The following is a 12,115-nucleotide window of genomic DNA, read 5'->3' on the forward strand; positions in this document are numbered from 1 at the left end:
GTGCAGCTGCGCGCACCGCACCCACCGGAGGATGACGAGAGGGCCCGCCCGGCGGAGCCCGTGAAGGAGCAGAGAGCATGAGCGAGACGACGAGCGCCGCCCCGAGCACGGACGAGGCACCGCAGGAGAGCCTCAGGGTCGCCGTGCTGGGCGCGCGCGGGCGCATGGGCTCGGAGGCGGTGCAGGCGGTGCAGTCCGCTCCCGGCCTCGAGCTGGTCGCCGCCCTGGGCCGCGAGGACCCCCTGGAGCGGCTCGTGGAGTCCGGGGCGCAGGTGCTGGTCGATCTGACGGTGCCCGCGGCCACGGAGGACAACGTGCGCTTCGGCGTCGAGCACGGGATCCACTGCGTCGTGGGGGCCACCGGATGGGATGACGAGCGCCTGGCCCGGCTCGAGGCGCTGCTCGGCGAGCATCCCGGGATCGGCGTCCTGATCGCCCCCAACTTCTCGATCGGGGCCGTGCTGGCCATGCGGTTCTCGGCCCAGGCGGCCCGCTTCTTCGAGTCCGTCGAGATCGTCGAGCTGCACCACCCGGACAAGGTCGATGCGCCCTCCGGGACCGCATCGCGCACCGCCTCGCTCGTGGCGCAGGCACGGCGGGAGGCCGGCGTCCCGGCCTCCCCGGACGCCACGCAGACCGACCCCGCGGGCGCGCGCGGCGGGGTGGTCGACGACGTCCGCGTGCACTCGGTGCGGCTGCGCGGGCTGGTCGCCCATCAGGAGACCCTGCTGGGCTCGACGGGCGAGCAGCTCACGATCCGCCACGACTCCTTCGACCGCGTCTCGTTCATGTCCGGCGTCCTGCTGGGCGTGCGCACCGTCGGGTCCCGCCCGGGGCTGACCCACGGGCTCGACGGCTACCTGGACCTGGACGCGTGAGCCGGGGAGCCCGCAGCGGCGAGCACGGGTCGCTGCGCCTGTTCGGCTGGGCGGTGCTGGCCGCGGGGCTGGTGAGCCTGTGGCTGCTGCCGCTGCCGGCCGCATCCAAGGTCTGGCTCCTGGGCGTCCTCGCCTTCGCCGGGGTCTTCGTGCTGCTGGAGTCCGGAGCCAAGGGCAAGGCCCTGGCCGCGGTCATGGCGGCCCTGCTGGCCCTGTACCTGGGCCTGAGCCTGCAGCGCGCATGGATCCTGCTGAGCTCGGACGTGCTGATCTCCCGGCTGCTCGCGATCGGCATGATCATCCTGCCGGTGCTGGGCGTGTGGGCCCTGATCCGGGAGATCCTCTTCGGCAGCCGGCTCGAGCAGCTGGGCCGCCGCCTGGCCGAGGAGGGCGGCCTGCCGCAGGACCTCCCGCGGCGTCCCAGCGGCCGGATCGTGCGCGAGGCCGCGGACCGCGACTTCCAGCGCTGGGCGGCCGAGGCCGAGCAGTCCCCGCAGGACTGGCGCAGCTGGTACCGGCTCGGGCTGGCCTACATCGCCTCGGGCGACACTCCGCGGGCCCGGCGCTGCATGCGCGACGCCGTCGCCCTGTCCCGCGGGCGCACGCCGCGGGGACCCGCGCGCGCCGCCGACGACGACTCCGGGACCGGCCGGCAGCAGACGCTGTAGGGTGGGTCCATGACTGCGCACCGCGACAAGCCCCTGTTCGGAACACTGCTCACCGCCATGGTGACCCCGTTCCGCTCGGACGGGTCCGTGGATCTGGAGTCCACCGCCGCGCTCGCGCAGCGGCTGGTCGACCAGGGCTGCGACGGCCTCGTGGTCGGCGGCACCACCGGCGAGTACTCGACCATGACCGACGAGGAGCACGAGGCGGTCTTCCGCACCGTGCGCGAGGCGGTCGGCGATCGGGCGGCCCTGGTGGCCGGCGCCGGCTCGAACGACACGGCGCACACCATGCACCTGTCGGAGGAGGCGCAGAAGGCCGGCATGGACGGGCTGCTGATCGTCACGCCGTACTACAACAAGCCCACCCAGGCCGGCGTCGTGGCCCACTTCGAGAAGGTCGCCGACTCGGTCGAGCTGCCGATCATGCTCTACGACATCCCGGGGCGCACGGGCATCCCGCTGTCGGCGGACACCCTGATCCGCCTGGGCCGCCACGAGCGCATCGTCGCCGTCAAGGACGCCAAGGCGGATCTCACGGAGGCCACCCGCGTGATGGCGGAGTCGGACCTGCTGTACTACTCGGGCGACGACGGCCTCACCGTCCCCTGGATGGCGATCGGCGCCGTGGGCCTGGTCGGGGTGACCTCGCACGTGGACACCCCGCGCTTCCGCCGGATGATCGACGCCATGCGCGCCGACGACCTGGCCTCCGCGCGCTCGGCGGCCTACGAGCTCGAGCCGGTGGTCCGCGCGACCATGACGCACGTCCCGGGCGCCGTGGCGGCCAAGCAGATCCTGCACTGGCAGGGCGTGCTGCCCGGGCACACCGTGCGCCTGCCGTACGTCGAGGCCACGGACACGGAGCTGGCCGCCATGCGCAGCGATCTGGAGGGCACGGTCGTCGCCTCGAGCGTCGGCCTGTGAGCCCTCCGGCGTCCTCGCCCCGCGCGGGGGAGGACGCCGCCGGCCGGCGGGCATGCGCCGGCGCACCGCGCTCCGCAGCGGCCCCGAGCGGCCGACGGAGCGCGGACCCATGATCTGAAGAACGATGGACAACCAGCGCGCAGAGCGCTGACAACTGCACAGGAAAGGGGTCACATGGTCCACTGGATCGAAGACCTGAAGGCACCGCCGTCGCTGTCGAAGGACACTCTCCGCGTCACTCCGCTGGGCGGGCTCGGCGAGGTCGGACGCAACATGACCGTGTTCGAGATCAACGGCCAGCTGCTGATCGTCGACTGCGGCGTGCTCTTCCCCGAGGAGCACCAGCCGGGCGTGGATCTGATCCTGCCCGACATCTCCCAGATCGAGGACCGCCTCGACGACGTCGTCGCCGTCGTGCTCACGCACGGCCACGAGGACCACATCGGCGCGATCCCGTACCTGCTCAAGCGCCGCCCGGACATCCCCCTGCTCGGCTCCCAGCTGACCCTGGCCCTCGTCGAGGCCAAGCTGCAGGAGCACCGCATCAAGCCGTTCATGCTCACGGTGCGCGAGGGCCAGATCGAGAAGCTGGGCGAGTTCGAGTGCGAGTTCGTCGCCGTGAACCACTCCATCCCCGACGCCCTGGCCGTGTTCATGCGGACCAAGGCGGGCACCGTCCTGCACACGGGCGACTTCAAGATGGACCAGCTGCCGCTCGACGGCCGCATCACCGACCTGCGCCACTTCGCCCGCCTGGGCGAGGAGGGCGTCGACCTGTTCATGACGGACTCGACGAACGCCGAGGTGCCGGGCTTCACCCCGACCGAGAAGGACATCGGGCCCGTCCTCTCGGGCGTCATCGCCAAGTCGACGCAGAAGGTCGTCGTGGCGTCGTTCTCCTCGCACGTCCACCGCGTGCAGCAGGTGCTCGACGCCGCCGTGGCCGCGAACCGCAAGGTCGTGCTCATGGGCCGGTCGATGGTGCGCAACATGGGCATCGCCGAGGAGCTGGGCTACCTCGACGTCCCCAAGGGCGTGCTGGTCGACCAGAAGAAGATCGACAACTACCGCGACGACGAGCTCGTCGTGATGTGCACCGGCTCCCAGGGCGAGCCCATGGCCGCGCTGTCGCGCATGGCCCGGGGCGATCACCGGGTGCAGCTGCAGGAGGGAGACACCGTCATCCTCGCCTCGTCGCTGATCCCCGGCAACGAGAACTCCGTGTTCCGCATCATCAACAGCCTCATGCGCATGGGCGCGAACGTGGTGCACAAGTCGAATGCCAAGGTGCACGTCTCGGGCCACGCCTCGGCCGGCGAGCTGCTGTACTGCTACAACATCGTCGAGCCCGAGCAGGTCATGCCCGTGCACGGCGAGGTCCGCCACCTCATGGCCAACGGAGAGCTGGCCGAGGCCACGGGCGTCCCGCCGGAGAGCGTCCTGCTCGCCGAGAACGGGACCAGCGTGGACATGAAGAAGGGCCGCGCCCGCATCGTCGGGGCCCAGGAGATCAAGTTCGTCTACGTCGACGGGTCCTCGGTCGGCATGATCACCGAGGACGACCTCCAGGACCGCATCGTGCTGGGGGAGGAGGGCTTCGTCTCGATCGTCCTGGTGATCGACCGGGCCAGGAAGACCGTCGTGACCGGCCCGGACATCCATGCCCGCGGCGTGGCCGAGGACGATCGCGTGTTCGACGAGATCACGCCCAAGATCACCTCCGCGATCGAGGACGCCCTGAAGGAGAAGCGCGAGTACACGACGCATCAGCTCCAGCAGACGGTGCGCCGCACGATCGGACCGTGGGTCGGGCGCAAGCTGCGCCGCAAGCCCATGATCGTGCCGGTCGTGCTCGAGAGCGACGACAAGCGCAGCTGACCGGCTCCCGCGGCCGCGGTCCCCACCGCGGACCCGCATCCCGACGGCGGCCCGCAGGCTTCGTGCCTGCGGGCCGCCGTCGTCCGTCCGGTCCGTGCGGCCTGCCGCGCCCCGGGGGCCGACGGAGGCGTCGACTACCCTGGGCCCCATGGCGACTCGAACTTCCCCCGCCCGCAAGGGCGCATCGACGCCGCGCGGCTCTGGCTCCAAGGCCAGGGGCGGATCCGCCAGGACCCCCCGCGCCTCGTCCTCCAGCTCGCGCTCCTCAGGCCCCGGAGCCGGCGAGCGCATCATCGACGCATTGCTCGGCCTCTGGCTGTGGTGCGCTCATCTCGTCGGCGGGGCGGTGCGCCGCATCGGCACCGTGCGCACCGACATGGAGCCGGAGGATCGCCGCGACGGAGGCGCCCTGGTCCTGCTGTGCCTGGCCGTCCTGGTCGCGGTCGTGGAGTGGTGGAGCCTCCAGGACGCGGGCATCGCCGTCGTGAGCCCTGCCGCCGCCGGGCTGCACACCGTGGTCGCGGGCCTGATCGGCTGGGCCGCGCTCGTCCTCCCGCTGGCGCTCGGCGGCTTCGCCCTGCGCATCTTCCGCCGCCCGGTCCCGACGCCGCCGAACAACCGCATCGCCCTGGGCCTGAGCCTGGCCGTGCTGGCCGCGAGCGGGATCGCCCACGTGCTCGGCGGCTCCCCGGGCGTCACCGGCTCGTTCGAGGCCCGTCTCACCGCCGGCGGGGCGATCGGCTACCTGGTCGCCGGCCCGCTCGGCGGCGTCGTGACCCCGATCGGGGCGGCCGTCGTGTGCGCCCTGGTGCTGCTGCTGTGCGTGCTCATCGTCACGGGGACCCCGCTGTCGCAGATCGGCCCGCGCCTGGCGGCCGCGTGGCGCACCCTCGTGGGCGACACCGAGCGCTCCCGCGGCACCGATCTCTCGGCCGAGGAGCACGACCGCTCGTATCTCACCGACCGCGAGCCGCGCCGCGAGGACCGGGCGGCCCGCCGAGCGCGCAGGCGCCAGGAGAAGAAGGAGGCCCAGCGCCGCGCCGAGCTCGACTCCTACCACGGCGACGAGGCCTTCGAGACGGCCGTGGTGGCCGACGACGCCGTCACGGGCGAGGTCCCGGTCCAGCCCGCCCCGCGCCGGGGATCCCGCCGCGGCGGCTCCCGCGGCGCGGAGGAGACCCTCGTCTACGACGTCGAGTCCGGCCCCGGGGCCGGCTCCGCAGAGGCGGAGGCGGAGGGGAGGCCCGCCTCGTCCGGGGCCGAGCACGGCGGGCCCCGCCCGGGGCAGAAGCGCCCCACCCGCGATCAGCAGGCGGCCCGGCAGCTGCGACGGGAGCAGGGCCTCGAGCCCGAGGGCGCGGGGGCGACCGCCGCGACGGCCTCGGACACCGCGGCCGGCTCCGGGTCCTCCGCGCTCGTGGACGACTGGGGGACCGACGCGCCGGAGACGGCAGTGCGCCGGGCCGAGACCCCGGCCGAGCCGATCCCCGCGCGCACCGAGCAGCTGCAGCTCGAGGGCGATGTGGCCTACAGCCTGCCCGATCCCTCGTCGCTGGTCCTGGGGCCGCCGTCGAAGGAGCGCTCCGAGGCCAACGACGCCGTCGTGGCGGCGCTGACGAGCGTGCTCGAGCAGTTCAAGGTCGATGCCGAGGTCACGGGCTTCTCCCGCGGCCCCACGGTCACCCGCTACGAGATCGAGCTGGGCGCCGGGACCAAGGTCGAGCGCGTCACGGCGCTGTCCAAGAACATCTCCTACGCGGTGGCCTCGGCCGACGTCCGCATCCTCTCGCCCATCCCGGGCAAGTCCGCGATCGGCATCGAGATCCCCAACACCGACCGGGAGACGGTCGCGCTGGGCGACGTCCTGCGCTCGCAGGCCGCGCGCAAGAACGACCACCCGATGGTCATGGGCGTGGGCAAGGACGTCGAGGGCGGCTTCGTCGTGGCGAACCTGGCCAAGATGCCGCACATGCTCGTGGCCGGTGCGACCGGCGCCGGCAAGTCGTCGTTCGTGAACTCGATGATCGTCTCGCTGCTCATGCGCGCGACCCCCGACGAGGTCCGCCTGGTCATGGTCGACCCCAAGCGCGTGGAGCTGACGGCGTACGAGGGGGTTCCGCACCTGATCACCCCGATCATCACGAACCCCAAGAAGGCCGCCGAGGCCCTGCAGTGGGTCGTGCGCGAGATGGACGCCCGCTACGACGACCTGTCGCACTACGGCTACAAGCACATCGACGACTTCAACAAGGGCGTGCGGGCCGGCAAGGTCCAGCCCGAGCCGGGCTCCAAGCGCGTGATCCGGCCGTACCCGTACCTGCTGGTGATCGTCGACGAGCTCGCGGACCTCATGATGGTCGCTCCGCGCGACGTCGAGGACTCGGTCGTGCGCATCACGCAGCTGGCGCGCGCCGCCGGCATCCACCTGGTGCTGGCCACCCAGCGCCCGTCGGTCGACGTGGTCACCGGCCTGATCAAGGCCAACGTGCCCTCTCGGATGGCCTTCGCGACCTCGTCGGTCACGGACTCCCGGGTGGTGCTGGACCAGCCCGGCGCGGAGAAGCTGATCGGCCAGGGCGACGCCCTGTTCCTGCCCATGGGCGCGTCCAAGCCCATGCGCGTGCAGGGCGCGTGGGTCGCGGAGTCGGAGATCCACGACGTCGTCGAGCACGTGAAGTCGCAGATGAAGGCGCACTATCGCGACGACGTCATCCAGGAGCAGCCCAAGAAGCAGATCGACGAGGACATCGGCGACGACCTCGACGTCCTGCTGCAGGCGGTCGAGCTCGTGGTCACGACGCAGTTCGGCTCCACCTCCATGCTGCAGCGCAAGCTGCGCGTGGGCTTCGCCAAGGCCGGGCGGCTCATGGATCTCATGGAGTCCCGCGGGGTCGTCGGGCCCTCCGAGGGCTCCAAGGCCCGCGACGTGCTCGTGGGCCCGGACGATCTGGCCGCTACGCTGGCGGTCATCCGCGGCGAGGACCCGCCGACCGCCGCGGAGCCGGCGCCGGCCGCCGAGCATCAGGGCACGGGCGGCTCGGGCGCCGTGGCCGCCTCGGGCGCCGATGCGCTCGAGGACTCGTACGCCCAGCCGGCCGCCGAGCACCACGACGACGCGGACGAGGACTCGAGCCAGGACGCCTGGCAGCTCACCGGCCGCTGAACCGGGCCGGCGCGTCCGGCCCGCACGGCCGCGGCCCGGAGCCTCCGGGGCCCGGGGAGCAGGATCCGACCACAGCAGCGGCCGCGCAGGACCGCAGGACAGGAGCATCTCGATGACGGCACAGGCTGAGGCCGGGCAGGTTCCGGCACCCTCCAACTGGAACCTCCCGAACGCGCTGACCGCGCTGCGGATCCTCCTGGTCCCGGTGTTCGTGCGGTTCGCCGTGCTCGGGGGCTCCTTCGGCGAGCAGTCGCCGGCCTGGCGCTGGGCGGCGGTCGGGGTGTTCGCCCTGGCGATGCTCACCGACAAGCTCGACGGCGACATCGCCCGGGCCCGCGGGCTGATCACCTCGTTCGGCAAGATCGCCGACCCGATCGCCGACAAGCTGCTCACCGGGGCGGCCTTCATCGTCCTGTCGGCCATGGGGGAGCTGTGGTGGTGGGTCACGATCCTGATCCTGGTCCGCGAATGGGGCATCACGGTCATGCGCTTCGGGGTCATCCGCTACGGCGTCATGGCCGCCTCCAAGGGCGGCAAGCTCAAGACGGTCCTGCAGACCGTCGCCCTGCTCTTCCTGCTGATCCCGCTCGCGCCCGTGGTCGGCGGCTGGTGGCCCTGGATCGGGTGGTTCTTCATGGCGCTGGCCACGATCGTGACCGTCGTGACGGGCCTCGACTACGTCGTCAAGGCCTATCAGCTGCGCCGCGACTCGATCGCCGCCGGGCGCCCGGTGGACAACAGCCGGTGAGCGGGCGCGACGACGGCGCCCGCGCGCCCGAGGAGGCGAGCACGACCGAGCTCGCGGCGGAGGTGATCCGGCAGGCGCGGCAGGCCGGGCTGAGCCTGGGCACGGCCGAGTCGCTGACCGGGGGCGCGCTCGCGGCGGCGCTGGCCTCCGTCCCGGGGGCCTCGGCGGTCTTCGAGGGCGCCGTGGTCTCCTATTCGCACGCGGTCAAGCAGCGCGTCCTCGGCGTCGATGCGCAGCTGCTGGCGCGCACGGGTGCCGTCGACGCCGAGGTGGCTCGTGCCATGGCCCGCGGGGCCCTGACCGCGCTGGGGGTCGACGCGGCCGTGTCCACGACGGGCGTGGCGGGGCCCGAGCCGCACGACGGCCGGCCGGTGGGGACCGTCTGGCTCGGGATCGCCGCCCCCGGAGGCGCGGAGGCGCAGCTGCTGCACCTCGACGGCGACCGCGAGCAGATCCGGCGGGCCAGCGTGCGCGCCGCGCTCGAGCTGGCCGCCGGGGTCCTTGCCCGTTCCCAGTGAACTCCTAGGCGCGGACCCGGCACGGTCGGAACAATGGCCCTGCGGCGGGAGTTCTACTCGTCGAAGGCCCACAGAGGGCCGCCGGGCCCGGTCATCGACCGGTTCGGACAACGCGGAGCAGCAGTGCTCCGCACGACCGAGGAGCCACATCATCACCAACACCAAGACCCCTGTGTCCGTCAACGGGATCATCCGGTGGAAGGACATGGACCAGAACTCGGCCCCGGACTCCGCCGATGCGCAGTCCAAGCCCGTCGTCCTGCGTCAGGAGATCGGTGAGGTCCTGCGTTCGGTCCGCCAGAGGCAGGGCCGCACGCTGCGCGAGGTCTCGCATTCCGCGCGCGTCTCGCTGGGCTACCTGAGCGAGGTGGAGCGCGGGCAGAAGGAGGCCTCCTCCGAGCTGCTCGCCTCGATCTGCGCCGCGCTCGACGTCCCCGTCTCCGCCATGCTGCGCGAGGTCGCGGACCGCATCGCGGAGCTCGAGGGCAACTTCGCCCCCGACACCGTCCCGGAGGAGCTGCACGAGGAGTTCGGCTCGAGCTTCGCCGGCACCGCATCGGCCTCCTGAGCCGACCCGTTCCGCGGCGACCGTCCGTCGCCGCCCCAGACCACCTGCAGGGCCCGATGCCGCCTCGGCATCGGGCCCTGCGCCGTCCAGGGGCCCGTTCCCGGCCCCGGTCCGATCACGTCCAGGAAGCCCAGGAAGAGGTGCCGCGTGCGCGTCAGCAGGTTCAACGAGATGGTCGCCCACGAGTTCGGCTCCGCCCAGGGCAGGATCCTGGTCCGCGACACCGTGCTGGGGGAGCTCGGCCACCGCACGGCCGAGCAGGCGCTGGCCGAGGGCGCCGAGCCCAAGGACGTCTGGTTCGCCCTGTGCCGGGCGCAGGAGGTCCCGGAGCACCGGCAGTGGGGGCCGGACCGCGAGCCGCGCCGCTAGCGGCGGCGCCGACGGGCGCAGATGGCGACGCCGGGCCGACGGGATGCGCTCGGGCATGGGGAGGGGCGGTCCATCCGGGCCGTGCACCCCGAGGGGCCCGGCGGCGCGCGGCGCAGCTGCCGTCGACACGCGGGCCGCGACCTCTTCGAAGCTGTGTTCGATGCGGGTAACGTGGGTCGAGTGCCGGGATCGCCGGCGTCCGTCGTCGCCCCGAGGGCTGCCGCGGCGGTCCGAGGATCCCGGGCGGAAGACTCCACAGCCGCCGGCAGCCGGCGCCTCCGGGCGATCGCCCAGCAGCCCTCCCGGTCCGTCTTGTGCTGTCGGACCCCGTCCATACGTTGGTGCGCAGCAGCACCGGCGAGCCCCTCCTGACAGCGGGCCCGCCCCACGACCCACGCGAGGTGAATGATGGCTCCCAAGAAGTCCGCAGCTCCGGCTGCCTCCGGCGGCTCCGACCGCGAGCAGGCGCTCGAGACCGTCCTGGCCCAGATCGACAAGAGCTACGGCAAGGGCTCGGTCATGAAGCTGGGCGAGCGCCCGGCCCAGAAGATCGAGGTCATCCCCACCGGCTCGATCGCCCTGGACGTGGCCCTGGGCACCGGCGGCTTCCCGCGCGGGCGCGTCGTGGAGATCTACGGCCCGGAGTCCTCCGGCAAGACCACGGTCGCCCTGCATGCGGTGGCCAGCGTCCAGCGCGCCGGGGGGATCGCGGCGTTCATCGACGCCGAGCACGCCCTGGATCCCGTCTACGCCCAGAAGCTCGGCGTGGACATCGACAACCTCCTGGTCTCCCAGCCGGACACCGGCGAGCAGGCCCTCGAGATCATGGACATGCTGGTCGGATCGGGCTCGCTCGACATCGTCGTGGTCGACTCGGTGGCGGCTCTGGTCCCCAAGGCCGAGATCGAGGGCGAGATGGGCGACTCCCACGTGGGCCTGCAGGCCCGCCTGATGTCGCAGGCGCTGCGCAAGATCACCGGCCGCCTGTCGAACTCCAACACCACCGCGATCTTCATCAACCAGCTGCGCGAGAAGATCGGCGTCATGTTCGGCTCCCCGGAGACCACCACCGGCGGCAAGGCGCTGAAGTTCTACGCCTCCGTGCGCGTGGACGTCCGCCGCATCGAGACGCTCAAGGACGGCGCCAATCCGGTGGGCAACCGCACGCGCGCCAAGATCGTCAAGAACAAGATGGCCCCGCCGTTCAAGCAGGCCGAGTTCGACATCCTCTACGGCCAGGGCATCTCGACCGAGGGCGGCTTGATCGACCTCGGCGTGGAGCAGGGCATCGTCAAGAAGTCCGGCGCCTGGTACACGTACGAGGGCGACCAGCTCGGGCAGGGCAAGGAGAACTCGCGCCGCTTCCTCAAGGACAATCCGGAGCTGGCCGAGGAGATCGAGCAGCGCCTGCTCGTCAAGCTCGGCATCGTCGAGGACGAGAGTTCCGAGGCCGATCAGGACGCGATCGCCACGGCCGGGATCGACGCCCCGCTCGGCGGGGACCCGGAGAAGGCACCGGCCGACGCCGCCTTCTGAGCCCAGGCGCCCGCTTCCGACCAGGGGGGGCGATGATCCGCCGAGGCCCGCTCAGCGAGCCGCCCCCACCGACCGCACTGGTCGCGGGGGCGCTGGCGCATCCGATCGGCTCCGCCGCCGGAGCCGAGCAGCAGGGAGGTCCTTCTCATGGACGACGACGATGTGATGGTTCAGGACAGCGATCAGCTCCCGCAGGACGCGCTCGATGACGAGCTGAGCGACTCGGCATACGACCGCCGGCGCAGGCGCGCGCGGGAGCGCTTCCGGCGCACCGGCCGCGGCGGGAAGCTCATCGATCCGTCGCCGAGCCCCGAGCAGCGGGAGCAGCTGCGCGAGACCGCACGGAACATCGTGCTGCGGCAGCTCACCTCCTCCGCCAAGTCGCGGCGGCAGCTCGAGGACAAGCTCGCCGACAAGGACATCCCCGAATCCGTGGCGCGGGAGGTGCTCGATCGATTCGAGGAGGTCGAGCTCGTGGACGACCGCGCCTTCTCGCGGTCCTACGTCCGACAGCGCGCTGAGACCCGCAGGCTGGCCCGCCCCGCACTGCGGATGGAGCTGCAGCGCAGGGGAGTGGACCGGGAGCTCGTCGAGCAGGCGCTCGAGCAGCGCACGGACGACGACGAGCGGCAGGACGCGCTGGAGCTCGTGCGCCGGAGGCTGCCGAGCGGCCCGTCGCTGCAGGCCCAGCTCGAGGACCGGGAGGCCCGGCAGAAGCTCATCCGCCGGCTGGTCTCGGCGCTCGCGCGCAAGGGCTACGCCCCCGGCCTGGCCTTCGAGGTCGTGCGAACGGTCCTGGCGGAGCACGGCAGCGGCGACGACGGGCTGCTCGAGGAGACAGGCGGGCTCTGAGCAGGCGGCCCGG

At 72.5% G+C, this 12,115-nt stretch carries 11 protein-coding genes; all 11 read left to right on the forward strand.

The window, feature by feature from the left end; all coding sequences use genetic code 11:
• The first annotated feature begins 77 nt into the window (after positions 1–77).
• The 11 genes from dapB to FSY66_RS09410 all read left to right on the forward strand — a co-directional run bounded on the left by dapB (position 78) and on the right by FSY66_RS09410 (position 12,102).
• On the forward strand, positions 78–878 hold the full coding sequence (dapB, locus tag FSY66_RS09360) for a 4-hydroxy-tetrahydrodipicolinate reductase (RefSeq protein WP_144794134.1): 801 nt from the start codon (positions 78–80) through the stop codon (positions 876–878).
• Complete coding sequence (locus FSY66_RS09365) at positions 875–1,546, forward strand: tetratricopeptide repeat protein (protein ID WP_144794137.1); 672 nt, start codon at positions 875–877, stop codon at positions 1,544–1,546. The genes dapB and FSY66_RS09365 overlap by 4 nt, the downstream gene beginning before the upstream one ends.
• A 9-nt stretch (positions 1,547–1,555) precedes the next feature.
• On the forward strand, positions 1,556–2,470 hold the full coding sequence (gene dapA / locus FSY66_RS09370) for a 4-hydroxy-tetrahydrodipicolinate synthase (RefSeq protein ID WP_144794141.1): 915 nt from the start codon (positions 1,556–1,558) through the stop codon (positions 2,468–2,470).
• Between the two features lie 174 nt (positions 2,471–2,644).
• Complete coding sequence (locus FSY66_RS09375; protein WP_144794144.1) at positions 2,645–4,348, forward strand: ribonuclease J; 1,704 nt, start codon at positions 2,645–2,647, stop codon at positions 4,346–4,348.
• A 148-nt stretch (positions 4,349–4,496) separates the two neighbouring features.
• A complete protein-coding gene (locus FSY66_RS09380) occupies positions 4,497–7,511 on the forward strand; it encodes an FtsK/SpoIIIE family DNA translocase (protein ID WP_186304530.1) in 3,015 nt (1,004 codons plus the stop codon).
• Between the two features lie 112 nt (positions 7,512–7,623).
• Positions 7,624–8,259 carry a CDP-diacylglycerol--glycerol-3-phosphate 3-phosphatidyltransferase gene (gene pgsA / locus FSY66_RS09385; protein WP_144794148.1) on the forward strand — a complete coding sequence of 212 codons (636 nt, stop codon included), beginning with the start codon at positions 7,624–7,626 and terminating at the stop codon, positions 8,257–8,259.
• Positions 8,256–8,777 (forward strand): CinA family protein, encoded by a 522-nt coding sequence (locus FSY66_RS09390; protein WP_144794151.1) that lies wholly within the window; start codon positions 8,256–8,258, stop codon positions 8,775–8,777. The genes pgsA and FSY66_RS09390 overlap by 4 nt, the downstream gene beginning before the upstream one ends.
• 205 nt (positions 8,778–8,982) lie before the next feature.
• Positions 8,983–9,345, forward strand: a complete 363-nt coding sequence (locus FSY66_RS09395; protein ID WP_144794154.1) for a helix-turn-helix domain-containing protein — start codon at positions 8,983–8,985, stop codon at positions 9,343–9,345.
• 147 nt (positions 9,346–9,492) lie between these two features.
• A complete protein-coding gene (locus FSY66_RS09400) occupies positions 9,493–9,714 on the forward strand; it encodes a DUF3046 domain-containing protein (protein ID WP_144794157.1) in 222 nt (73 codons plus the stop codon).
• Positions 9,715–10,122: 408 nt separating this feature from the next.
• Positions 10,123–11,250: a recombinase RecA gene (gene recA / locus FSY66_RS09405; protein ID WP_144794160.1), complete on the forward strand. Its 1,128-nt coding sequence runs from the start codon at positions 10,123–10,125 to the stop codon at positions 11,248–11,250.
• A 147-nt stretch (positions 11,251–11,397) separates the two neighbouring features.
• The gene (locus FSY66_RS09410; RefSeq protein ID WP_260853617.1) at positions 11,398–12,102 is read left to right on the forward strand and encodes a regulatory protein RecX; all 705 of its coding nucleotides are present in this window, start codon (positions 11,398–11,400) and stop codon (positions 12,100–12,102) included.
• Positions 12,103–12,115: the final 13 nt, after the last annotated feature.

It is taken from the genome of Kocuria palustris, from assembly GCF_007666205.1.
GTDB classification, from domain to species: Bacteria; Actinomycetota; Actinomycetes; order Actinomycetales; family Micrococcaceae; genus Kocuria; species Kocuria palustris_A.